Origin of the sequence: Streptomyces kanamyceticus (genome assembly GCF_008704495.1) — a bacterium.
GTDB classification, from domain to species: Bacteria; Actinomycetota; Actinomycetes; order Streptomycetales; family Streptomycetaceae; genus Streptomyces; species Streptomyces kanamyceticus.
Window position 1 is genome coordinate 5,263,978 of record NZ_CP023699.1, and the last position, 22,011, is coordinate 5,285,988.

Here is a 22,011-nt window from a genome sequence, read left to right on the forward strand (position 1 = left end):
CGGACCTGTGGGGATACGAAGAAGGCCCCGGTCGAATCGACCGGGGCCTCTCATCTGGAGCGAACGACGAGGTTCGAACTCGCGACCTCAACCTTGGCAAGGTTGCGCTCTACCAACTGAGCTACGTTCGCATTGCCTCCGACCAGCTCTCACTGATCGGCGCGGGCACCAGCCTACCGCAACCAGAGGACTGGTCCGTAGGCGATGCAGAGCGGGTGACAGGGATTGCACACTGCGCCTTCCCCCTGGAAGGGGGATGTTCTACTACTGAACTACACCCGCAAGACTCCGTGAGGTCCGGCCTTTCGGCCTTGCCCCTCGGCGTGCTCCAGACTTTAGCTGACCAGGAGGGGTGCAACGCAAGTCGGTTGTCGCGAGGGGCCGGGGACCGCGTGGAGCACGAGGTCAGTTGGCGGCCTCGAAGGCCTCGTAGACCTTCTTCGGGATGCGGCCGCGGGGCGGCACGTCCAGCTGGTTCGAGCGGGCCCAGGCGCGGACCGCGGAGGGGTCGGGGGTCACGGCTGTGTGCCGGAACACCTTCCCGGACTTCGACTGCTTGCGGGCCGCCTCCAGGTACGGGGCAAGTGCCGTGCGCAGTTTCTTGGCATTGGTTTGATTGAGGTCGATCTCGTACGACTTGCCGTCAAGACCGAAGGCGACCGTTTCCGCCGCTTCCCCGCCGTCGATGTCGTCAAAGACAGTGACTACGACACGCTGCGCCACGAATATCGGTCCCTTCGTGCGGCCCGCCGCGTTGACGTGCGGCGATGCCGACTGTCCGGCTGTTTTGAGGCAAAGTATCGACTATTGCCATTTCCTTTGTACAGTGCCCGGCATTGCATTGTGAAGCCCGCCCGAATATCTCGCGTGTCAGGGCTCAATGTCGATCCGTGATCTGGTCCGTGATCTTTTCCTGGATTCTTGGTGAAGGTGTCCTGTTCGAAACCTGTCCGGATGCCTGAACGTGACCGCCATCACGTAGGTTGCTACGAATCTACGCGAGTAGAAATTTTGTGCCGGTAGTCTGAAGGAACCTGCTCAGCACCATGCAAGCAGCACACGCCAGCACCACACACCGGGAGTGCCAGTGGCACGCGTCGTAGTCGACGTCATGCTCAAGCCGGAGATCCTCGACCCCCAGGGCCAGGCGGTGCAGCGTGCACTGCCGCGCCTCGGTTTCCAGGGCATCTCCGACGTACGTCAGGGAAAGCGCTTCGAGCTCGAGGTGGACGGGCCCGTCGATGACGCCGCCCTCGCCCGTATCCACGAGTTGGCGGAAACCTTCCTCGCCAACACGGTGATCGAGGACTTCGTCGTAAAGGTCGAAGACGCCGAAGGCGCCGAGAAGGTGGCGGGGTACGCGAAGTGACTGCCCGAATTGGAGTCGTCACTTTCCCGGGAACACTCGACGACCGCGACACCCAGCGCGCCGTCCGGGTCGCGGGCGCCGAAGCCGTGCCGCTCTGGCACAAGGACAAGGACCTCAAGCAGGTCGACGCCGTGGTGCTGCCCGGCGGTTTCTCCTACGGCGACTATCTGCGGGCCGGTGCCATCTCGCGTTTCTCCCCGGTGATGGAGTCCGTCATCGAGCAGGCGAAGGCCGGAATGCCGGTCCTCGGCATCTGCAACGGCTTCCAGGTGCTCACCGAGACGCACCTGCTGCCCGGCGCGATGCTGCGCAACAACCACCTGCACTTCATCTGCCGCGACCAGAAGCTGCGGGTCGAGTCGGACAGGACCGCCTGGACCGCCGACTACACCGTCGGCCAGGAGATCTCCGTCCCGCTGAAGAACATCGACGGACGGTACGTCGCCGACGAGCGGACCCTGGACATGCTGGAGGCCGAGGGCCGCGTCGCCTTCCGCTACCTGGACATGAACCCCAACGGCTCGCTCCGTGACATCGCGGGCGTCACCAACGAGGCTGGCAACGTCGTCGGCCTCATGCCGCACCCCGAGCACGCCGTGGAGCCGCTGGTCGGCACCGGCCGCACCGACGGCCTCGGATTCTTCACCTCGATCCTGAAGAAGCTGGTCAACGCATGACTCTGGACACCGTCAAGCACGCGGCAGAGACGCCCGACGTCAAGCTCCCCTGGGCCGAACTGGGCCTGAAGGAAGACGAGTACGAGCGCGTCCGCGAGATCCTCGGCCGCCGCCCGACCGGCGCCGAGCTCGCCATGTACTCCGTCATGTGGTCCGAGCACTGCTCGTACAAGAGCAGCAAGATCCACCTGAAGCAGTTCGGCGAGAAGGTCCCCGAGAACGATGCGATGCTCGTCGGCATCGGCGAGAACGCCGGTGTGGTCGACGTCGGCCAGGGCTACGCGGTCACCTTCAAGGTCGAGTCGCACAACCACCCCTCCTACGTCGAGCCCTACCAGGGCGCGGCCACCGGAGTCGGCGGCATCGTCCGCGACATCATCGCGATGGGCGCGCGCCCGGTCGCGGTCGTGGACCCGCTGCGGATGGGCGACGCCCAGCACCCCGACACCAAGCGCGTGCTCCCCGGAGTCGTCGCGGGCATCGGCGGCTACGGCAACTGCCTGGGCCTGCCCAACATCGGCGGCGAGCTCGTCTTCGACGCCTGCTACCAGGGCAACCCGCTGGTCAACGCCGGTGCCATCGGTGTGATGCGGCACGAGGACATCCACCTCGCCAAGGCGTCCGGCCCCGGCAACAAGGTCATCCTGTACGGCGCCCGCACGGGCGGCGACGGCATCGGCGGCGCCTCGATCCTCGCCTCCGAGACCTTCGACGACACGAAGCCGTCGAAGCGTCCCGCCGTCCAGGTCGGTGACCCCTTCCAGGAGAAGCTCCTCATCGAGTGCACCCTGGAGGCCTTCGCCGAGAAGCTCGTCGTCGGCATCCAGGACCTGGGCGCCGCCGGACTCTCCTGCGCGACCAGCGAGTTGGCGTCGAACGGCTCGGGCGGCATGCGCGTCGAGCTGGACGACGTGCCGCTGCGCGACTCCACGCTCACTCCCGAGGAGATCCTCATGAGTGAGTCGCAGGAACGCATGTGCGCGGTGGTCGAGCCCGAGAAGGTCGAGCGCTTCCTCGCGATCTGCGAGAAGTGGGACGTCATCGCCACCGTCGTCGGCGAGGTCACCGACGGCGACCGCCTGGAGATCTTCTGGCACGGCGAGCAGATCGTCGACGTCGACCCGCGCACGGTCGCGCACGACGGCCCGGTCTACGAGCGTCCGTACGCCCGCCCGTCCTGGCAGGACGCGCTGCAGGCCGACGACGCGGGCAAGCTCGCCCGCCCGGCGAACTCGGCCGAGCTGCGCGAGCAGGTCCTCAAGCTGGTCGCCGCGCCGAACCAGGCCGCGAAGTCCTGGGTCACCGACCAGTACGACCGCTTCGTGCAGGGCAACACCGTGCTCGCCCAGCCCGAGGACTCCGGGATGATCCGGGTCAACGAGGAGACGGGCCTCGGCGTCGCCATCGCCACCGACGGCAACGGCCGGTTCGCGAAGCTCGACCCGTACACGGGCGCGCAGCTCGCGCTCGCCGAGTCGTACCGCAACGTCGCCGCGTCCGGCGCCAAGCCCCTCGCCATCTCGGACTGCCTGAACTTCGGTTCGCCCGAGGACCCGGACGTCATGTGGCAGTTCGCCGAGGCCATCCGCGGCCTCGCGGACGGCTGCCTGGAGCTGGGCACCCCGGTCACCGGCGGCAACGTCTCGCTCTACAACCAGACGGGCGAGGCGGCGATCCACCCGACGCCGGTCGTCGCCGTCCTCGGTGTGATCGACGACGTCGCGCGCCGCACGCCGATCGCCTTCCAGGAAGAGGGCCAGCTCCTCTACCTGCTCGGCGAGACGCACGAGGAGTTCGGCGGTTCGGCCTGGTCGCAGGTGGTCCACGGTCACCTGGGCGGCCTGCCGCCCAAGGTCGACCTGGCGCGCGAGAAGTTGCTCGCCGAGATCCTCATCTCGGCCTCGCGCGACGGCATGATCGACGCCGCGCACGACCTGTCGGACGGCGGTCTCGTGCAGGCCGTCACCGAGTCCTGCCTGCGCGGCGGGAAGGGCGCCCGGCTCGTCGTGCCGGACGGGCTCGACGCGTTCACCTTCCTCTTCTCCGAGTCGGCGGGGCGCGCGGTCGTCTCCGTGCCGCGCAGCGAGGAGCTGCGCTTCACCGACATGTGCGGGGCGCGGGGTCTGCCCGTCACGCGCATCGGTGTGGTCGACGGCGACGCCATCGACGTACAGGGCGAGTTCGCGCTGCCGCTGAGCGAGCTGCGCACGGCGCACGAGGAGACGATTCCGGGCCTCTTCGCCTGAGCCGTCCCCGTCCCCGTCCCCGTCCCTTCCTGAAGCCCCCGTTCGGACCTGGTCCGAACGGGGGCTTCGGCGTTTCCGGGGGCCCGCCGGTTCGCGGGAGTTCGGGCTTGCACGTAATTACGTAACTACGTAATCTTGGCGTCATGGATCTGGAAGAGCGCGTCGCCGAGCTGGAACGGCGCATGGCGGAGCTGGAGAGCGCGCCCGCCGCGCCCGCGCCCGCGCCCGCTGCCGGAGAGGGGGACTTCTGGGCCCTCGACGCGCTGAAGGCCCGGCACCCGGTGTCCGACGACGCGGACGGCGCCGTCCTGTTCACCGGCGCGGTGCGTGTGCCGACGGGACATCGGTACGAGTGGCAGTACGGCCTGCTCACGGAGTCGGTCTTCGAGGGCGACTGGTCCGACGCGGCCGAGTCGTTCGCCGCGCTCGGCAATCCCGTACGCCTTCGGCTGCTGCGGGAGATCCTCGGCGGGCTGCGCACCGCCGCCGATCTTGCCGCGCTTGAGGACATCGGCACGACCGGCCAGATCTACCACCACCTGCGCCAACTGACCGGCGCGGGCTGGCTGCACAGCGCGGAGCGCGGCCGCTACGAGGTGCCCGCCGGGCGGGTCGTGCCGCTGCTCGTGGTGCTCACGGCCGCGCGTCCCGTGGCCTGACCGTTTTCGTACGAGGGGGAAGTCATGTCCGTACGCCGGCGCAAGTTCGCCGTGACGCTGCAGCGCCTGCTGCTGCTGTTCGTCGCCGTCCATCTGATCGTCGACTTCACCGTCGGCCTGCCCTATCCCTCCTGGCTGGGGCTGATCGCCGTCGTCGGGGTGTTCGGCCTCAGCTTCGCGCTCGCCTCGTCCGCGCGCCGCGAGGCCAAGCTCTCCGAGCCCCCGGCTCCCGTCGAGATCGACCCCCCGGTCACCGGCCGCTGGTCCGCGCTGAACAGCCCCGCCGACAAGGTGCCGAGCCACGGCACGCACGGCTACGGGCAGTCGTACGCCATCGACATCACGGCCGAACCCGCCGAGGGCCCCGCCCGGCCCGCCTTCGCCTGGCTGTGGCCGATCGCCCGGCGGAACCGTGCCTTCCCCGCGTTCGGGGCCCCGCTGCTCGCCGTCGCGGACGCGACCGTCGTCCACGCGGAGGACCGCCAGCGGGACCACCTCAGCCGCAACTCCCTGGCCGCGCTCCTCTACTTGATGGTCGTCGAGGGCTTCGGCAGGTCGCTCGGCGGCGCCCGCCGCATCGTCGGCAACCACGTCATTCTTGACCTCGGTGAGGGGACGTACGCCGTCTACGCGCACGTCAGGCGCGGCTCCCTCACGGTCCGCGCCGGTGACAAGGTCCTGGCCGGGCAGGAGCTCGGTAGCTGTGGGAACTCCGGCAACTCCACCGAGCCGCACGTGCACTTCCAGCTGATGGACGGGCCCGACCTGGACACGGCGCGGGGCGTGCCCTTCACCTGGCGCGGGGTCGGCGTGCCCGCGAACGGTGAGGTGTTCACCGTCGAACCCCAGCGAGTCTGAACCTCAGTGAGTCAATAATTAAACCAAGTCAATAATTCATCCTGGTACAGTGCGGCCATGGCTGAGGAACCCATGGGGCTGCGCGAGCGCAAGAAGCGGCAGACCGCGACGCGGATCTGGCGGGCCGCGCTCGACCTCTTCCTGGAACGCGGCTTCGACAAGGTCTCCGTCGCGGAGATCGCCGCCGCCGCCGAAGTCTCGAAGATGACGGTCTTCAACTACTTCGGCACCAAGGAGGACGTGCTCCTGCGCCCCATGGAGGACCACGTAGGGGACGCCGCGGAGGCCGTCCGTCACCGGGAGCCCGGCGAGTCCGCGGTCGACGCGATCCGCCGCCAGTTCCTGGCCAAGATCGCCGAGCGCGACCCCTCGATCGGCCTCTCCGACGACCCGCGCCTGCTCCAGCTGCGCCAACTCATCGGTGACACACCCGCGTTGGCGCGCCGCGCGATGTTCTTCCAGCTGCGCAGCATCGAGCTGCTCACCGAAGTGCTCGCCGAGGAGACCGGCGACCGGCTGATGGCGGGCATCGCCGCCCATCAGCTCGTCGCGGCACGGGACGCGGTGATCCTGGAGAACCACCGCCGCCTGGTCGCGGGCGACACGGCCGAGGACATGGCGGACGACTGCGCGGCCCTCGCCGCACGCGCCTTCGACCTGGTGGAAAAGGGACTACAGGGCTATCCGGCGAACGCTTAGGCTCGGCCCCATGCCACCGGCCAAGAAGCGCACGCGTTCGTACGACTCCGCCAAGATCCGCACCGCCGTGCTCGCGCAGTTCGGCGCCGTGCGGGAAGCGGTCGCCACGCTCACGCCCGAGCAGCTCGCCCGGCCGACGCGGCTCGGCGACTGGAGCGTCCACGAGCTCTCCGCCCACCTGGCGATGGTGCTCGGCACCGTCCACCGCTACCTCGGCATGCCGGAACCGGCGAAGCACGAAGTCCCGCTCATGGACTGGCCGTTCGCCACCGTCACCGCCGCCGCGCAGGTCGACGAGGACACCAGGGCGATCGCCGAGAACGCGGGCACGGAGCTCGACGAGCTGTTCACGCGCACGCTCACCGGCGTCGAGGAGTCCCTGGCCGCCGCCCCGGACACCCGCCTGGTCCCCTCGCGCTTCGGCGCCATGACCCTCGGCGACTTCCTGGTCACCCGGACCGTCGAACTCACCGTCCACACCGACGACTTGAACGACGCGGTGCCGGGCCTCGACGTCCCGTACGACCGCCAGTGCGTGGCCGCCTGCACCCGGCTGCTCGCCGACGCGCTCGCGGTGAAGGCTCCCGGAGCCTCGACCGAGGTGCGCGTACCGCCGTACGCGGTCGTGCAGTGCGTGGAGGGCCCGCGGCATACGCGCGGCACCCCGCCCAACGTCGTCGAGACCGACCCGCTCACCTGGATCCGCCTCGCGACGGGCCGCACGGACTGGAAGACGGCGCTCGACGCGGCGAAGGTCAGCGCGAGCGGGGAACGGGCCGATCTGGCGGGGCTGTTGCCGATCATGAGCTGAGCCGCGCGTCACGCCGGGCGGGACCGGGTGCGCGGGACCGGGTGCGCGGGACCGGGCGCGCGGAACCGATGGAACCGGTACCCCCACTTGTCCCGTCACAGGGCCATGCACACGCAGCGTCTGACCCTCACCCTGACCGCGCTGGCCTCCGCCGGGCTGCTGCTCTCCGCATGCGGCACCGAGTCCGGGACCGGCTCAGAAGACGGCTCCGGCGGCCGTGCCGTGGACGCCGGGCAGTCCATCACCGGCGTCCGGTGGAACGTCGAGAGCCTGACCCTGGGCGGCAAGAAGCACGCGGCCCCGGACGGCGTCTATCTCAAGATCGGCAAGGACGGACGGGCCGGCGGCAGCTACGGCTGCAACCACGCCGGTGCCGACGTGTCGGTCAAGGGCGACACAGTGGACTTCGGAACGCCCCTGATGACGAAGCGGGCCTGCACGGGCGACGATCGCATGGCGTTCGAGAAGAACCTCACGCGCGCCCTCGGAGAGGAGAAGTTCACCGCGAAGGTCGAGGGCGACCGGATGACCCTCACCACCGCCAAGGGAGACCACGTGGACTTCACCTCGGGACCCGCCGAGCCCGACACCCCGCTCACCGGCACCAAGTGGACCGTCCGCGCGGTCGGCGAGGGCAGGACGGCCGCGACCCTGCCGAAGGCGCTGTCCGGCAAGGTCCATCTCACCTTCGCCGACGGCAAGGTGCGCGGCAACCTCGGCTGCAACGACGTCACGGCCAAGGCCGATGCCAAGGACGGCGGCATCACCTTCGGCGCCCCCGCGACCACCCGCAAGCTCTGCCAGGGCGACGCGATGAAGACGGAGCGCGCGCTGCTCAAGCTCTTCGACGGCAAGGCGCGCTACGAGGTGAAGCAGGACGCGCTGACGCTCACCGCCGCCGACGGCACGGTGGTCAGCGCGAGTGCCGACCGACAGGACGAGAAGAAGTAGCCGTACGACGGCGGGACGCCGCCGCTGTTCAGGCGGCGGGGTACGGCAGCAGCCCCTTGTCCGTCCGCTCCCACGCCGCCTTGAGACCGGCGAGCAGTGCGGGCTCGGCGACCGCCCGGTCGGCCTGCTCCCGCAGGTCGTCCGTCAGGTGGAAGAGCTGGTCGGCGCCGTCCTTGCCCCGGTAGTACTTCCAGTCGCCGCGCCGCAGCGCCCGCTCTCCCCGTACCCGCCAGAACAGCTCCCGCTCCGCGATCTCCTCGCCCTTGAGGAGGTACGGCGCGAGGCTGGTGCCGTCCAGCGGATGCGCGGGGCCCGGCCGGGCCCCGCCGATCTCCAGGAGGGTCGCCGTCCAGTCCGGGGTGAACACGGGCTCGTGGCTGACCTGCCCGCCGTCGAGCCGCGCGGGCCACCGCACGATGGTCGGCACCCGGATGCCGCCCTCCTTGAGCGAGCCCTTGTTGCCGGACAGCGGCCAGTTGTACGAGAAGCGCTCGCCGCCGTTGTCGGACGCGAAGAACACCAGGGTGTCCCGCTCCTGCCCGGACTTCCGCAGGGCGCCGAGTACTTCGCCGACGGACCGGTCCAGGTCCTGCACCAGCTGCGTGTACTTCTCGACGGACCCGCCGTCCTTGTGCCAGAGCGCACCCTTCTGACCCGCCTTGATCCGCCGTACGATCTCGGCGCTCTGTTCCTCGTCCCCGTCGGCTATCCAGGGCCAGTGCGGGGTGGTGAAGTTGAGGTTGAGCAGCCACGGCTTGTGCCCGTGGTCGCGCTGGACGTATTCACTGGCCCGCTCGGTCAGGATGCGCGTGTAGTACCGCAGGTCCTTGTACTCGGCGTCCCCCTCGTAGAGGTCGTACTCACCGCCGAGGCCCAGCTTCGAGTAGTACTCCAGGGCCCCGCCGAAGTTCCCGAAGAACTCGTCCCAGCCCGACCGGGTGGGCGAGTAGTCGGGCAGGTAGCCGCAGTGCCACTTGCCGATCAGCGCGGTCGCGTACCCGGCGTCGCGAAGGAGCGAGGCGAGCGTGGGATGGGTCGGCTCCAGGCCCACGGACTTGTCGGCGATCGGCTCCGCGAGCCCGCCCTCCGTACGCCCGGGGAAGCGCCCCGTGTAGAGGCTGAACCGGGTGGGCGAGCAGGTCGCTGACCCGGAGTAGGCGTCGGTGAAGCGCACGCCCTGGCGGGCGAGGCGGTCCAGGTGGGGGGTCTTGATGTGCGGCGATCCGTAGGAGGAGAGGTCGGCCCAGCCGAGGTCGTCGCCGAGGATGAAGAGGATGTTGGGCCGCTTGGCGCGCCGGTTCGGGGCGGCGCGGAAGGGCCGCTCACGGGCCTCGGCGGCGGCGGGCAGACCCACCGCGGCGGCGGCACCTGCACCCACCGCGCCGCCGAAGGCGCGTCGGGACAGGGCGGAACGGTCGTACGAGGGCATGGCTGCGCTCCTGAACCGGGTACGGCGGGACACCACGTACCCGAAGGGAAGGGACGAGAAGAGGAGGGGTGGAGGGGGAGGTTCAGGCAGCGCTGCGACAGATCGCGCTCGCGACACGGACCAGGTCGACGTGGCGGCGCTCCACAAGCGTGACCTTCAGGCCACGGAAGGGCTGCGGGGGCATGGACCAGGAGCTTCACGGGGCGCACCGGGCCCTGTCAACGCGTCCGCGCACCTGTTCACAAGGGCTTCGTACTCCAGAAGCGCCCCACCACCGTGCTCACGCTCCGTGCGGGACCCGTATCCCCAATTCGGACCAGTGGTCGATCTCGCCTACACTCGGTGCCGTGCCACGTGGTGACGGTCGACTCAATCACGATCTGCTCCCCGGCGAGAAAGGCCCCCAGGACGCTTGTGGCGTCTTCGGTGTCTGGGCTCCGGGCGAAGAGGTCGCAAAGCTCACGTACTTCGGGCTCTACGCCCTCCAGCATCGGGGCCAGGAATCCGCGGGAATCGCGGTCAGCAACGGCTCCCAGATCCTCGTCTTCAAGGACATGGGCCTCGTGTCCCAGGTCTTCGACGAAACCTCTCTCAGCTCGCTCCAGGGTCACATCGCGGTCGGTCACGCCCGCTACTCGACCACCGGGGCCTCCGTATGGGAGAACGCCCAGCCGACGTTCCGTGCCACCGCGCACGGCTCCATCGCGCTCGGGCACAACGGAAACCTCGTCAATACGGCCCAGCTCGCCGAGCTCGTCGCCGACCTGCCGAAGGAGAACGGCCGCGCGACGCAGGTCGCCGCGACCAACGACACCGACCTGGTGACGGCTCTCCTCGCGGGCCAGACCGACGACGACGGCAAGCCGCTGACCCTGGAAGAAGCCGCCGCCAAGGTCCTCCCGGACGTGCGGGGCGCCTTCTCCCTCGTCTTCATGGACGAGCACACGCTGTACGCGGCCCGCGACCCGCAGGGCATCCGCCCGCTGGTCCTCGGCCGCCTGGAGCGCGGCTGGGTCGTCGCCTCGGAGTCCGCCGCGCTCGACATCTGCGGCGCGAGCTTCGTCCGCGAGATCGAGCCCGGCGAGTTCGTGGCGATCGACGAGAACGGACTGCGAACGTCCCGATTCGCGGAAGCGAAGCCCAAGGGCTGTGTCTTCGAGTACGTCTATCTGGCGCGCCCCGACACGGACATCGCGGGCCGGAACGTCTACCTCTCGCGCGTCGAGATGGGCCGAAAACTGGCCAAGGAAGCTCCGGTCGACGCCGACCTCGTCATAGCGACTCCCGAATCCGGCACCCCCGCCGCGATCGGCTACGCGGAGGCCTCCGGCATCCCCTTCGGCGCGGGCCTGGTCAAGAACGCCTACGTGGGCCGGACCTTCATCCAGCCCTCGCAGACGATCCGCCAGCTCGGCATCCGCCTCAAGCTGAACCCCCTCAAGGAAGTCATCAAGGGCAAGCGTCTGGTCGTCGTCGACGACTCGATCGTGCGCGGCAACACCCAGCGCGCCCTGGTCAAGATGCTCCGCGAGGCCGGCGCCGCCGAGATCCACATCCGGATCTCCTCGCCGCCCGTGAAGTGGCCCTGCTTCTTCGGCATCGACTTCGCGACCCGCGCGGAGCTCATCGCCAACGGCATGACGATCGACGAGATCGCCACCTCCATGGGCGCCGACTCCCTCTCCTACATCTCCATCGACGGCATGATCGAGGCCACGACCATCGACAAGCCGAACCTCTGCCGCGCCTGCTTCGACGGCGAGTACCCGATGGATCTGCCCGACCCCGAGCTGCTCGGCAAGCAGCTCCTGGAGACGGAGCTGGCCGCAGGCCCGGCGTCCACGGCCGCGGCCGACGCGATCCGTCGCCCGTAGGCATCCGCAACAAACGACACGAAAGTTCTCAACACCCATGTCTGAGACCACTGGTGCCAGCTATGCCTCCGCAGGCGTCGACATCGAAGCGGGCGACCGCGCCGTAGAGCTCATGAAGGAGTGGGTCAAGAAGACCCAGCGTCCCGAGGTCGCGGGCCTCGGCGGCCTCGGCGGCTTCGCCGGGCTCTTCGACGCCTCCGCGCTCAAGCGCTTCGAGCGTCCGCTGCTCGCCTCCGCGACCGACGGCGTCGGCACGAAGGTCGACATCGCCCGCCAGCTGGGCGTCTACGACACCATCGGCCACGACCTCGTCGCGATGGTCATGGACGACATCGTCGTGTGCGGCGCCGAGCCGCTCTTCATGACCGACTACATCTGCGTCGGCAAGGTCCACCCCGAGCGGGTCGCCGCCATCGTGAAGGGCATCGCCGAGGGCTGTGTCCTCGCGGGCTGCTCCCTGGTCGGCGGCGAGACGGCCGAGCACCCCGGGCTGCTCGGCCCGGACGACTTCGACGTCGCGGGCGCCGGCACCGGCGCGGTCGAGGCCGACCGCCTGCTCGGTCCGGATCGCATCCGTAAGGGGGACGCGGTCATCGCCATGGCGGCGTCCGGTCTTCACTCGAACGGGTACTCGCTGGTCCGGCACGTGGTCTTCGACCGCGCGGGCTGGGCCCTTGACCGCCGGGTCGAGGAGTTCGGCCGCACGCTCGGCGAGGAGCTCCTGGAGCCCACCAAGATCTACTCCCTGGACTGCCTGGCGCTCACCCGCACCACGGACGTCCACGCCTTCAGCCACATCACCGGCGGCGGCCTCGCGGCGAACCTCGCCCGGGTGATCCCGGACGGACTGCACGCGATCGTCGACCGCGAGACGTGGACCCCGGGCGCGGTCTTCGGCGTGGTCGGCAAGGCGGGCAAGGTCGAGCGCCTGGAGCTGGAGAAGACGCTGAACATGGGCGTCGGCATGATCGCGATCGTCCCCGAGGAGTCGGCGGACGCGGCGCTCGCGACCCTCGCGGACCGCGGCGTGGAGGCCTGGGTCGCGGGCGAGATCACCGACCGCGGCGAGCACGCGACGGGCGCCGCCCTGATCGGCGACTACGCCAAGTAAGCAGGCGAGTAGGCAGGCGAGTAAGCAGGCGAGCGATCAGGCCAAGTGAGCAGGGCAGCACAAAACCCGGTCCGGTGTGGTGACCACCCCGGACCGGGTGAAGTGCAGTCGTGATGAGAACTGCGAATACTGCGTAGGCAACAGAATCAACAAATGCTGCTTATGCAACGAGGTCAAGCGCCGCGGCGCTGCGACGTCGGACCGGACTCGTCGTCCTCGTCCGCGTCGTCGTTATACAGATCCGCGTACTGGGCGTACGGGTCGTCTTCCTCGTCGTCGTCGTCCTCGAACGGCTCGCCATTCGGCGGCTGTTGCGAAGTCGAAGCGCCCAGCTCATTGGCCAGACGCGACAGGTCAGTCCCGCCGCTGCTGTACTTCAGCTGGCGGGCGACCTTCGTCTGCTTGGCCTTTGCCCGGCCGCGCCCCATGGCTCGACCCCCTCGGATATGGGGCTCGGTGGCCCCAGAGTCTTGACACGCGTTCATGATCGGGAACGGACTCTCCTCGGAGAGACCGGTCCGTAGGGCTTCCACGGTACCTGCTCCTGCGGCCATACGGTACGTCGCCCGCAGGACGCGCCTCGGCGCACAACCCGCGAGGAGCCCCTTCCTCGCTGGTCAACTGCGATTTTAACCTCTTCTTGGCGGGCGACCCGCCGACGGGGGTGAGTCTTGTCTCCCGAGGGCGTCGGCGGGCCCCTCTCGCGGTGTCGAGCGTGACCGGAAGATCACATTCCGTAGGTCACCGGCGCGCGTCGGCCATCCGCTGCTCGGCGATCCTGTCGGCCGCCGCAGCCGGCGGAATACCGTCTTCCTTTGCGCGAGCGAATATGGCGAGCGTGGTGTCGAAGATCTTCGCCGCCTTCGCCTTGCACCGGTCGAAGTCGAAGCCGCGCAGCTCGTCGGCGACCTGGATCACGCCGCCCGCGTTCACCACGTAGTCGGGCGCGTAGAGGATCGCCCGGTCGGCCAGGTCCTTCTCCACGCCCGGGTGCGCGAGCTGGTTGTTCGCGGCGCCGCACACCACCTTCGCGGTGAGCACCGGCACGGAGTCGTCGTTCAGGGCGCCGCCGAGCGCGCACGGGGCGTAGATGTCGAGGCCCTCGTACCGGATCAGCGCCTCGGTGTCCGCGACCGCCGTCACCGAGGGGTGCTTGTCGACGATCCCGCGCACCGACTCCTCGCGCACGTCCGTGATCACGACGTCGGCGCCGTCCTCCAGGAGGTGCTCGACGAGGTGCCTGCCGACCTTGCCGACGCCCGCGATGCCGACCTTGCGGCCGCGCAGCGTCGGGTCGCCCCACAGGTGCTGGGCCGAGGCCCGCATGCCCTGGAAGACACCGAAGGCGGTGAGTACGGAGGAGTCGCCCGCGCCGCCGTTCTCGGGGGAGCGCCCGGTGGTCCAGCGGCACTCGCGGGCCACGACGTCCATGTCCGCGACATAGGTGCCGACGTCGCAGGCCGTCACGTACCGGCCGCCGAGCGAGGCGACGCAGCGGCCGTAGGCGAGGAGCAGCTCCTCGCTCTTGATCCGCTCCGGGTCACCGATGATCACGGCCTTGCCGCCGCCGTGGTCGAGACCGGCCATGGCGTTCTTGTACGACATCCCGCGCGCGAGGTTGAGCGCGTCGGCGACGGCCTCCGCCTCGTTCGCGTACGGATAGAAGCGGGTGCCGCCGAGGGCGGGGCCCAGAGCGGTGGAGTGGAGGGCGATGACGGCCTTGAGGCCACTGGCGCGGTCCTGGCAGAGCACTACTTGCTCGTGGCCTCCCTGATCCGAGTGGAACAGGGTGTGCAGGACGCCGTTGTCTGCTTCGGTCACTGTGGTGACTCCCGGTCGAATAGCGGCGGTTGGGCGGGCTCCCGTGCGGGTGGCGGGGGCTCGATGGGCATGAGACTAGAGCCTGCCCACCGCCCATGACCGCGCAGTGCCGAGGATCACCCTCTCCCGGGGTACACCGGAGTGGGGCGGAGTTCGGCCATGGCGTGTTCGACCGTGTTTTCCGGCCGGTAGGAGGGGGAGGGAGCAGCAGTGCCCAAGGTGTCAGCGGTGACGGTCCCGTACGCGTCCTACTTGCGTGTCTACGAACCATTGGCCGCCTTCCCCGAGCCGGAGCGCGGCCACTGGTCGCGCTATGCCCGCCGCGCCGACCGCCCCTCCTACCAGGACGAACTCCGTCGCTCCCTGGCCGATCTGGTCTCCACGCCGCCCGTGCCCGTGCCGGTGCACGAGAGCGGCGACGCCTTCGTCGTGGAGGTGGACGGCGTGCTGTGCGTCTGCCCGTGGCGGACCCGGCTGCGCGGCTGGCAGGCGATGGGGGAGCTGGCCGAACAGCTGCCCGCGCCGGTCCTGGACGCGGTGCTCCCGCCGGTGCTCCGCCGCCAGACGGCCGCGGACTACGAGCAGTGGCTGGCCCGCAACCCCGACGCGCGCCCCTGGATCCGCACGTCCACCTGGCAGGTCCCGCTGCACTGGTTCGTCCTCGTCTCCGACGAGGAGCGCAGTTACGAGCGGAGCGCGGGCGAGGGCGGGGCGGTGGAGGGCAGGCCGGGCTCGCCGCCCGTCCTTCGGTACCGGACGCCGATGGTGCAGGCCCGGCGCAGGGTCGCGCGCGGCCTGCGGACGCTGCGGGACACGATGGACGAGGGACCGCTCATCGACGGCCTGGTGGACGTCGGCCGGTGGCTGGAGGAGTTCCACCCCCGCTCCCTGGTCGAGATCGACTACGGCGGGCTCGTGCACGCGCTCCCCGCCGAGGATCTCGACGGGGACCACTCGGCGGCGGACGTGGCCGAGGGAATCGAGGCGCTGCGCGACGGTGACGGGGAGGCGGCCGGCGAGGCGTATGCAAGGCTCGTGGAGCGATGGCGGGCGGTCCGGGACCTTCAGTTCGCGAACTGAGGTCGATGGTCGCCCGCTTCGTGGGTCCGTGGTCACCCCCTGCCGGGACGTAGGTCCCGATCCGGGCCTTTGCCTCAAGCGTGACGGACCGCACTTACTGGGCCCTTGCGTCCATCACCCCTCCTCGTGCCAAAATAGGACAAGGAGTCCGGGGAGGGCTCCTTCCGCCCAAGTACGGGCGGAATGCTCGACATTGCACGCTATGGGGGGTCTGTTGACTCCTGATCGCTCTGTGACTGATCGTCACTGTGACGTGACTGTCCGCTATGGCATGGTCCATCGGCTTCCGTCGGTGATGAACACCTGGGAGGGCAATTCCATCGGTTTGGCCGACGCGGCTGGACGGATGGTGTAGTTGTAGTGCCGAGGACAAGCCGTTCGTCCTATAACCGACTCGACTCGCGTCCGCCATTTCGGGCAACGCGGGTCAAGGTGCAGAATTTAGAGGAATGAACCGAGAAGGTTCGGTTCTCCCGAGGAGGCCGCTCATGACCGCTCGCACCCCTGATGCCGAGCCGCTGCTGACCCCGGCTGAGGTCGCCACGATGTTCCGCGTCGACCCCAAGACGGTCACGCGCTGGGCGAAGGCTGGCAAGCTCACGTCGATCCGCACGCTCGGCGGACACCGCCGTTACCGCGAGGCTGAGGTCCGCGCACTGCTCGCGGGTATCCCGCAGCAGCGCAGCGAGGCCTGAACTACCGCTTAACCAGCAGTAACCCGCACAACTCGGGCGAAGAGCACCACTGCTGCCGGGTCCCCCAACCTGGCCGTACGCCCGACATATAGCTACACACGACGAGGGTCCCGCCCCAACGGGGCCCACGCCTGAGCCTCATGGGTGCGTCGTTTCGATCGCGCTGGACTCCGCCGGGTCCAGCGCGATCTTTTTTTGTGCCCCGGCCACCGCCGGATGCCCGTTCGGGCGCTCGCTTTTGTGTGCCACGGACCTCCTGGTGAGGGGGTCCGTGAGCGCCCTTGTTGGTCTCTGAGGGAGCTGGAGGGGCGTGCTCATGGGGTGGTGCAATTGCACATATTAAATTGGCCCGTTGTAGGAAGGGCGTAAGTTCGGGGGTTCCCAAAACTTGTTCGGTGACACCCGTCACATGACGTGAACCTTGTTGGCCGTGATGCCCCTGCGCTAAAGGGGATTCGACCGTGTCGTGCGGGCCCGCGACTCTCAGCCTCCCACCGGGAGGGCAGGGTGCGCGTCGCCTTTGGTCATGCGTTGGGGGGACTTTCGTCCTCGCTCGGCTGGTCCTGTGCGGCGCTCTCCCGCACGAAGCCGGTCTCGGACGTCTCTTGCTCGCCGGGGCAGCGCTGTGAGGGCTCCAGAGCGAGTCTCAGCAGCTGGTGACAGATCGGGCAGTGCCGGGTCAGGTGGCGGTAGCTGTGGGCCGCGGCGAGGTGGGCGCGCAGCAGGGCGCGTGTCTCGTGCCGCGGAGACGCCGGAAGAGCGGTCATGCGTCACCTCCTGGGGGGCCTCCCGCGGCTCCCTGCTGTCTGGGGTACCGGGGGAATGTGACGCAGTCAAGATGCGGGATCGGCAACGGGCCGCGTCCGCGGGGGCGGGGACGGGTCTCGTACGGGTGAACACGAGAAGGGCCGCACCCTGGAGGGTGCGGCCCTGTTGGCTGCCCGGCTGCCCAGCTACCGCGGCCCTGGCGGGATTTGCTGTGTTGGATCGCGGCTCCGCCGCAGGCGCGGCCGCCGGCCGGGAAGGGCGCTCGGTGGGCGATGCCGCGAACGCGAAAGCGGGCCGCACCTTTTGGTGCGGCCCGCTTTCCAGATGCGGTCCTGACGGGATTTGAACCCGCGGCCTCCACCTTGACAGGGTGGCGAGCACTCCAAACTGCTCCACAGGACCTCGCTTCGCGGCGCTGGTTCGTGCGTTGCGCTGCGAGACGAGACTCTACAGCAGCGCAGGCCCGGCGGTCGAACTCACCCTGTGTGCCCGCTCGGTCACGGCGCCGCCGCGTCGATCGCCTTCACGATCCGCTTGTCCGAGACCGGGTACGCCGTGCCCAGCGCGTGCGCGAAGTAGCTGACGCGGAGCTCCTCGATCATCCAGCGGATGTCCAGGACCTCCCGCGGAACGGGCCTGCCCTGCGGCATCTGTTCGAGCAGCCACAGGTATTCGTCGCGCATCTCGTGGACCTTGTCCATGCGGCTGGTGTCCCGCTGGACGTTGGTCGGCATCTGCTGAAGGCGTCGGTCCGCCGCCACCATGTACCGCATCAGGTCCGCGAGGCGCCTGATGCCCGTCTCCGTCACGAAACCGGGCTTGATGAGGGAGTTCAGCTGCTCCCGCACGTCCGACAGGTTCGCGAGCAGCGTCGGGCTCTTCGTCGACTTCAGGCGGCGCTCACAGGCCTGCCAGGCGGCGAGGACCTGCTGGACCTGGCCGACCGCGCGCACGGTCGTGTCGACGATCTCGGCGCGCACCTTGTCGAAGAGCTTGCGGTAGGACTCCTCGTCCCAGACGGGCCCGCCGAAGTCCGCGATCAGCTTGTCCGCGGCGGCCATCGCGCAGTCGTCGAAGAGCGCCTGCGTGGAGCCGTGCGGGTTCGCGGACAGGGCGATCTTCTGCTGATTGGTCAGTTTGTCCGAGGCGAACTTGGCCGGATTCACCGGGATGTTGCGCAGGATGAGCCGCCGGGTGCCGCGCCACATGGCTTCCAGCTGCTCCGCCTCGCTGTCGAAGAGGCGCACGGAGACCGTGTCGCCGTCGTCCACGAGCGCCGGGTAGGCCTTCACCGGCTGGCCCGCGCGCCGGGTCTCGAAGACGCGCGAGAGCGTGCCGATCGTCCAGTCCGTGAGGCCCGCGCGCTCGACCGACGAGCCGCCCGTGCGCTCCGCCGTCGCCGCGGCCGCCTGCGAGATCGCCTTGCGGGCCTTGGGCTTGAGGCGGAGCTTGAGGGCCTCCAGGTCCTTGTCCTCGGCGAGCTTCTTGCGGCGCTCGTCGGTGATCCTGAAGGTGATCTTCAAGTGGTCGGGCACGCGCGTCAGATCGAAGTCGTCCGGCGCGACCGGCACGCCGACCATCCGCTGGAGCTCGCGCGCGAGGGTGACGTGCAGCGGCTCCTGGAGGGGCACGGCCCGGTCGAGGAACGCCGTCGCGTAGTTCGGCGCGGGGACGTAATGGCGGCGGATCGGTTTGGGCAGGGAGCGGATCAGCTCGATCACGACCTGCTCGCGAAGGCCGGGGATCTGCCAGTCGAAGCCGTCGTCCGTGACCTGGTTCAGGACCTGGAGCGGGATGTGGACGGTGACGCCGTCCGCGTCCGCGCCCGGCTCGAACTGGTACGTCACCTTGAACTTGAGCTGCCCCTGCCGCCACGAGTCCGGGTAGTCGTCCTTGGAGACGTCCCCCGCCTTCTCGTTGATGAGCATGGAGCGCTCGAAGTCGAGCAGCTCGGGCTCCTCCCGCTGCTTCTTCTTCCACCAGGAGTCGAAGTGCGCACCGGAGACGACGTCTTCGGGCACCCGCTGGTCGTAGAAGTCGAAGAGCGTCTCGTCGTCCACGAGGATGTCGCGGCGGCGCGCGCGGTGCTCCAGCTCCTCCACCTCGGTGAGGAGCTTGCGGTTGGCGGCGAAGAACTTGTGGTGCGTGCGCCAGTCGCCCTCGACCAGTGCGTTGCGGATGAAGAGGTCGCGGGAGACCTCGGGGTCGATGCGGCCGTAGTTCACCTTGCGGTCGGTGACGATCGGGACGCCGTAGAGCGTGACCTTCTCGACCGCCATCACGGCGGCCTGGTCCTTCTCCCAGTGCGGTTCGCTGTACGTCCGCTTCAGCAGGTGCTGCGCGAGCGGCTCGACCCACTCGGGCTCGATGCGGGCGTTCACGCGGGCCCACAGGCGGGAGGTCTCCACCAGCTCCGCCGACATGATGAAGCGCGGGGGCTTCTTGAAGAGCGCCGAGCCGGGGAAGACCGCGAACTTGGCGTTGCGCGCGCCGATGTACTCGTTCCGCCCGCCGCGCTGCTTGGGGTCCTTCTCCTTGCTCTCCTTCGACTCCTTCACGTCCTTCATCCCGATGTGGGAGAGGAGACCGGCGAGGAGGGAGATGTGGACGTGCTGCTCGGGGGCGTCGTCCTCGTTGAGGTGGATGCCCATCTGCCGGGCGACCGTGCGCAGCTGCGTGTAGATGTCCTGCCACTCGCGGATGCGCAGGAAGTTCAGGTACTCCGCCTTGCACATCCGGCGGAACGAGGACGAGCCGCGCTCCTTCTGCTGCTCCCGGACGTACCGCCACAGGTTCAGGAAGGCGAGGAAGTCGCTCGTCTCGTCCTTGAAGCGGGCGTGCTGCTGGTCGGCCTGCGCCTGCTTCTCCGCGGGGCGCTCGCGCGGGTCCTGGATGGAGAGCGCGGCGGCGATCACCATGACCTCGCGTACGCAGCCGTTCTTGTCGGCCTCCAGGACCATGCGGGCCAGGCGCGGGTCGACGGGGAGCTGGCTGAGCTTGCGGCCCTGCTGGGTGAGGCGCTTCTTCGGGTCCTTCTGGGCGGGGTCGAGCGCGCCCAGTTCCTGGAGGAGCTGGACGCCGTCGCGGATGTTGCGGTGGTCCGGCGGGTCGATGAAGGGGAACTTCTCGATCTCGCCGAGCCCGGCCGCCGTCATCTGCAGGATGACCGAGGCGAGGTTCGTACGGAGGATCTCCGCGTCCGTGAACTCGGGCCGGGAGACGAAGTCGTCCTCGCTGTACAGCCGGATGCAGATGCCGTCCGACGTACGGCCGCAGCGGCCCTTGCGCTGGTTGGCGCTGGCCTGGCTGATCGCCTCGATGGGCAGCCGCTGCACCTTGGTGCGGTGGCTGTAGCGGGAGATGCGGGCCGTGCCCGGGTCGATCACGTACTTGATGCCGGGGACGGTCAGGGAGGTCTCCGCGACGTTCGTCGCGAGGACGATCCGTCTTCCCGTGTGCTGCTGGAACACGCGGTGCTGCTCGGCGTGCGAGAGCCGGGCGTACAGGGGGAGGACTTCCGTGAACCGATAGTTCTTCTTGTTCAGCGCGTCCGCCGTGTCCCGGATCTCGCGCTCGCCGGAGAGGAAGACGAGGATGTCGCCCTCGCCCTCGCTCTGGAGCTCCTCGACGGCGTCGGTGATCGCGGTGATCTGGTCGCGGTCGCTGTCGTCGCCGTCCTCTTCGAGGAGCGGGCGGTAGCGGACCTCCACCGGATACGTACGGCCGCTGACCTCGACGATCGGGGCCTCGCCGAAGTGCCGCGAGAACCGCTCGGGGTCGATGGTCGCCGAGGTGATGACGACCTTCAGGTCCGGGCGCTTGGGCAGCAGCTGGGCCAGGTAACCGAGCAGGAAGTCGATGTTGAGCGAGCGCTCGTGGGCCTCGTCGATGATGATCGTGTCGTACGCGCGCAGTTCGCGGTCCGTCTGGATCTCGGCGAGCAGGATGCCGTCCGTCATCAGCTTGATGAACGTGCCGTCCTGGTTGACCTGGTCGGTGAAGCGGACCTTCCAGCCGACGGCCTCGCCCAGCGGCGTGTTCATCTCCTCGGCCACGCGCTCGGCCACCGTACGCGCGGCGATGCGGCGCGGCTGGGTGTGGCCGATCATGCCGCGCACGCCCCGGCCGAGCTCCAGACAGATCTTGGGGATCTGCGTGGTCTTGCCGGAGCCCGTCTCGCCCGCGACGATCACGACCTGGTGGTCGCGGATCGCCTCGGCGATGTCGTCCTTCTTCTGGCTGACCGGCAGCTGCTCGGGGTACGTGATCGCGGGCACGCGGGAGCCGCGCTCGGCCATCCGCGCCTCGGCCTTCGCCACGTCCTCGGCGATCTCGGCGAGGACCGTGGCACGGGCCTCGGGCTTACGGATCCGGCGCGCACCCTCCAGCCGCCGGCCGATCCGGTGCTCGTCGCGCAGCGAGAGCTCGGTCAGGCGGGGGGCGAGGGTGTCCAGGGCGAGGGCAGGCTGCGTAGACATACGGGTCCCAGGATCTCACCCGCGACTCGGCGGTGGCGAACCGATTTCTCCGTGGGAGCGCCGTGGCACGTACGATTCCGGGCATGTTGTCCCGTGCCCGTACGACGTGGTGCCCTCTGGTGGGGGTGCTGCTCGTCGTGCTCGGCCTGTTCTGCGCGCCCGCCGCTGCGGCGCGGGCGGCGGGCCCGACGGCGGTGGTGGCCAAGGAGTCGCTGCCGACGCGGTCGGCTGCCGCGGAGGCGCAGGCCCTGGAGGGCCGGGAAGCGCCCGGCTGCGGCAAGGGCGGACAGCACGACGCCGAGCAGCGCCCCGCGTCGCCGCCGCGCCCCAGCTCCGCGTACGAACTGCTGCCCGCGCTCGTCCAGGCGCACGGCACGTCCGGCTCGTGGGGCGAGGACCAGGCCGTTCTCGGCCTGAACCCGGTGCGAGGGCCGCCCGAGCTCGAACCGCCTTCCCCGGTCGACCTCTCGATCCTGCGCGTGTAG

Annotated in this window: 20 protein-coding genes and 3 tRNA genes; 13 read left to right on the top strand and 10 right to left on the bottom strand. The window is 69.3% G+C overall.

The features are described from left to right. Nucleotides 1–55: 55 nt before the first annotated feature. The 3 genes from CP970_RS22410 to CP970_RS22420 form a co-directional block, all read right to left on the bottom strand. Nucleotides 56–131, bottom strand: a tRNA-Gly gene (locus CP970_RS22410). Between the two features lie 79 nt (nt 132–210). Continuing rightward, nucleotides 211–282: transfer RNA gene (locus CP970_RS22415), tRNA-Gly, on the bottom strand. A gap of 123 nt (nt 283–405) precedes the next feature. Further along, nucleotides 406–723, bottom strand: a complete 318-nt coding sequence (locus CP970_RS22420; RefSeq protein ID WP_055544097.1) for a histone-like nucleoid-structuring protein Lsr2 — start codon at nt 721–723, stop codon at nt 406–408. A 364-nt stretch (nt 724–1,087) separates the two neighbouring features. On the opposite strand from CP970_RS22420, the gene purS reads away from it, so the two are divergent. From purS to CP970_RS22460, 8 genes are all read left to right on the top strand, one after another. Next, on the top strand, nt 1,088–1,369 hold the full coding sequence (gene purS, locus CP970_RS22425; RefSeq protein WP_055544096.1) for a phosphoribosylformylglycinamidine synthase subunit PurS: 282 nt from the start codon (nt 1,088–1,090) through the stop codon (nt 1,367–1,369). Further along, the gene (purQ, locus tag CP970_RS22430) at nt 1,366–2,046 is read left to right on the top strand and encodes a phosphoribosylformylglycinamidine synthase subunit PurQ (protein WP_055544095.1); all 681 of its coding nucleotides are present in this window, start codon (nt 1,366–1,368) and stop codon (nt 2,044–2,046) included. The genes purS and purQ overlap by 4 nt, the downstream gene beginning before the upstream one ends. Continuing rightward, nucleotides 2,043–4,292 (top strand): phosphoribosylformylglycinamidine synthase subunit PurL, encoded by a 2,250-nt coding sequence (gene purL, locus CP970_RS22435; protein WP_055544094.1) that lies wholly within the window; start codon nt 2,043–2,045, stop codon nt 4,290–4,292. Before purQ ends, purL begins: the two co-directional genes overlap by 4 nt. A 143-nt stretch (nt 4,293–4,435) precedes the next feature. After that, nucleotides 4,436–4,951: an ArsR/SmtB family transcription factor gene (locus CP970_RS22440; protein ID WP_055544093.1), complete on the top strand. Its 516-nt coding sequence runs from the start codon at nt 4,436–4,438 to the stop codon at nt 4,949–4,951. A 24-nt stretch (nt 4,952–4,975) separates the two neighbouring features. Then, a complete protein-coding gene (locus CP970_RS22445; protein ID WP_055544092.1) occupies nt 4,976–5,809 on the top strand; it encodes a M23 family metallopeptidase in 834 nt (277 codons plus the stop codon). Nucleotides 5,810–5,866: 57 nt separating this feature from the next. Beyond that, on the top strand, nt 5,867–6,508 hold the full coding sequence (locus tag CP970_RS22450; protein ID WP_055544091.1) for a TetR/AcrR family transcriptional regulator: 642 nt from the start codon (nt 5,867–5,869) through the stop codon (nt 6,506–6,508). 10 nt (nt 6,509–6,518) lie between these two features. Further along, entirely contained in the window at nt 6,519–7,319 is an 801-nt protein-coding gene (locus tag CP970_RS22455; protein WP_055544090.1) for a maleylpyruvate isomerase family mycothiol-dependent enzyme, read from the top strand. A 105-nt stretch (nt 7,320–7,424) separates the two neighbouring features. Beyond that, complete coding sequence (locus tag CP970_RS22460; protein WP_055544089.1) at nt 7,425–8,270, top strand: META domain-containing protein; 846 nt, start codon at nt 7,425–7,427, stop codon at nt 8,268–8,270. Nucleotides 8,271–8,298: 28 nt separating this feature from the next. Here the strand turns inward: CP970_RS22460 and CP970_RS22465 are convergent, their stop codons facing one another. Next, nucleotides 8,299–9,699 carry a sulfatase family protein gene (locus tag CP970_RS22465; RefSeq protein WP_055544088.1) on the bottom strand — a complete coding sequence of 467 codons (1,401 nt, stop codon included), beginning with the start codon at nt 9,697–9,699 and terminating at the stop codon, nt 8,299–8,301. 82 nt (nt 9,700–9,781) lie between these two features. After that, a complete protein-coding gene (locus CP970_RS45995; protein WP_398655564.1) occupies nt 9,782–9,883 on the bottom strand; it encodes a putative leader peptide in 102 nt (33 codons plus the stop codon). A gap of 163 nt (nt 9,884–10,046) precedes the next feature. On the opposite strand from CP970_RS45995, the gene purF reads away from it, so the two are divergent. Continuing rightward, entirely contained in the window at nt 10,047–11,573 is a 1,527-nt protein-coding gene (gene purF / locus CP970_RS22470; RefSeq protein ID WP_055544087.1) for an amidophosphoribosyltransferase, read from the top strand. A 37-nt stretch (nt 11,574–11,610) separates the two neighbouring features. Then, the gene (gene purM, locus CP970_RS22475) at nt 11,611–12,684 is read left to right on the top strand and encodes a phosphoribosylformylglycinamidine cyclo-ligase (protein WP_055544086.1); all 1,074 of its coding nucleotides are present in this window, start codon (nt 11,611–11,613) and stop codon (nt 12,682–12,684) included. A gap of 173 nt (nt 12,685–12,857) precedes the next feature. Here purM and CP970_RS22480 read toward each other — a convergent pair whose 3' ends face one another. Continuing rightward, nucleotides 12,858–13,112, bottom strand: a complete 255-nt coding sequence (locus tag CP970_RS22480) for a DUF3073 domain-containing protein (RefSeq protein ID WP_055544104.1) — start codon at nt 13,110–13,112, stop codon at nt 12,858–12,860. A 313-nt stretch (nt 13,113–13,425) separates the two neighbouring features. Continuing rightward, nucleotides 13,426–14,505 carry a Leu/Phe/Val dehydrogenase gene (locus CP970_RS22485; RefSeq protein ID WP_055544085.1) on the bottom strand — a complete coding sequence of 360 codons (1,080 nt, stop codon included), beginning with the start codon at nt 14,503–14,505 and terminating at the stop codon, nt 13,426–13,428. A gap of 210 nt (nt 14,506–14,715) precedes the next feature. Here CP970_RS22485 and CP970_RS22490 point away from each other — a divergent pair, with 210 nt between their 5' ends. Next, nucleotides 14,716–15,585, top strand: coding sequence for a hypothetical protein (locus CP970_RS22490; protein WP_055544084.1), 870 nt, complete (start codon nt 14,716–14,718; stop codon nt 15,583–15,585). Nucleotides 15,586–16,073: 488 nt separating this feature from the next. Further along, nucleotides 16,074–16,280 carry a developmental transcriptional regulator BldC gene (gene bldC / locus CP970_RS22495; protein WP_003949541.1) on the top strand — a complete coding sequence of 69 codons (207 nt, stop codon included), beginning with the start codon at nt 16,074–16,076 and terminating at the stop codon, nt 16,278–16,280. A gap of 524 nt (nt 16,281–16,804) precedes the next feature. Here bldC and CP970_RS22500 read toward each other — a convergent pair. The 3 genes from CP970_RS22500 to hrpA all read right to left on the bottom strand — a co-directional run bounded on the left by CP970_RS22500 (nt 16,805) and on the right by hrpA (nt 21,526). Beyond that, the gene (locus tag CP970_RS22500; RefSeq protein ID WP_055544083.1) at nt 16,805–17,047 is read right to left on the bottom strand and encodes a DUF6274 family protein; all 243 of its coding nucleotides are present in this window, start codon (nt 17,045–17,047) and stop codon (nt 16,805–16,807) included. A gap of 328 nt (nt 17,048–17,375) precedes the next feature. After that, nucleotides 17,376–17,450, bottom strand: a tRNA-Asp gene (locus CP970_RS22505). 95 nt (nt 17,451–17,545) lie between these two features. Further along, nucleotides 17,546–21,526, bottom strand: coding sequence for an ATP-dependent RNA helicase HrpA (gene hrpA / locus CP970_RS22510; protein ID WP_055544082.1), 3,981 nt, complete (start codon nt 21,524–21,526; stop codon nt 17,546–17,548). 83 nt (nt 21,527–21,609) lie between these two features. Between hrpA and CP970_RS22515 the strand changes: the two genes are divergently transcribed. Continuing rightward, on the top strand, nt 21,610–22,011 hold the full coding sequence (locus CP970_RS22515; RefSeq protein ID WP_150493785.1) for a hypothetical protein: 402 nt from the start codon (nt 21,610–21,612) through the stop codon (nt 22,009–22,011).

What these genes read in the sequence shown, in the direction of transcription:
- purL (WP_055544094.1), top strand. Translation starts at nt 2,043, where the DNA reads ATGACTCTGGACACCGTCAAGCACGCGGCAGAGACGCCCGACGTCAAG.
- CP970_RS22440 (WP_055544093.1), top strand. Translation starts at nt 4,436, where the DNA reads ATGGATCTGGAAGAGCGCGTCGCCGAGCTGGAACGGCGCATGGCGGAG.
- CP970_RS22445 (WP_055544092.1), top strand. Translation starts at nt 4,976, where the DNA reads ATGTCCGTACGCCGGCGCAAGTTCGCCGTGACGCTGCAGCGCCTGCTG.
- CP970_RS22450 (WP_055544091.1), top strand. Translation starts at nt 5,867, where the DNA reads ATGGCTGAGGAACCCATGGGGCTGCGCGAGCGCAAGAAGCGGCAGACC.
- CP970_RS22455 (WP_055544090.1), top strand. Translation starts at nt 6,519, where the DNA reads ATGCCACCGGCCAAGAAGCGCACGCGTTCGTACGACTCCGCCAAGATC.
- CP970_RS22460 (WP_055544089.1), top strand. Translation starts at nt 7,425, where the DNA reads ATGCACACGCAGCGTCTGACCCTCACCCTGACCGCGCTGGCCTCCGCC.
- CP970_RS22465 (WP_055544088.1), bottom strand. Translation starts at nt 9,699, where the DNA reads ATGCCCTCGTACGACCGTTCCGCCCTGTCCCGACGCGCCTTCGGCGGC.
- CP970_RS45995 (WP_398655564.1), bottom strand. Translation starts at nt 9,883, where the DNA reads ATGCCCCCGCAGCCCTTCCGTGGCCTGAAGGTCACGCTTGTGGAGCGC.
- purM (WP_055544086.1), top strand. Translation starts at nt 11,611, where the DNA reads ATGTCTGAGACCACTGGTGCCAGCTATGCCTCCGCAGGCGTCGACATC.
- CP970_RS22480 (WP_055544104.1), bottom strand. Translation starts at nt 13,112, where the DNA reads ATGGGGCGCGGCCGGGCAAAGGCCAAGCAGACGAAGGTCGCCCGCCAG.
- bldC (WP_003949541.1), top strand. Translation starts at nt 16,074, where the DNA reads ATGACCGCTCGCACCCCTGATGCCGAGCCGCTGCTGACCCCGGCTGAG.
- CP970_RS22500 (WP_055544083.1), bottom strand. Translation starts at nt 17,047, where the DNA reads ATGACCGCTCTTCCGGCGTCTCCGCGGCACGAGACACGCGCCCTGCTG.
- hrpA (WP_055544082.1), bottom strand. Translation starts at nt 21,526, where the DNA reads ATGTCTACGCAGCCTGCCCTCGCCCTGGACACCCTCGCCCCCCGCCTG.
- CP970_RS22515 (WP_150493785.1), top strand. Translation starts at nt 21,610, where the DNA reads ATGTTGTCCCGTGCCCGTACGACGTGGTGCCCTCTGGTGGGGGTGCTG.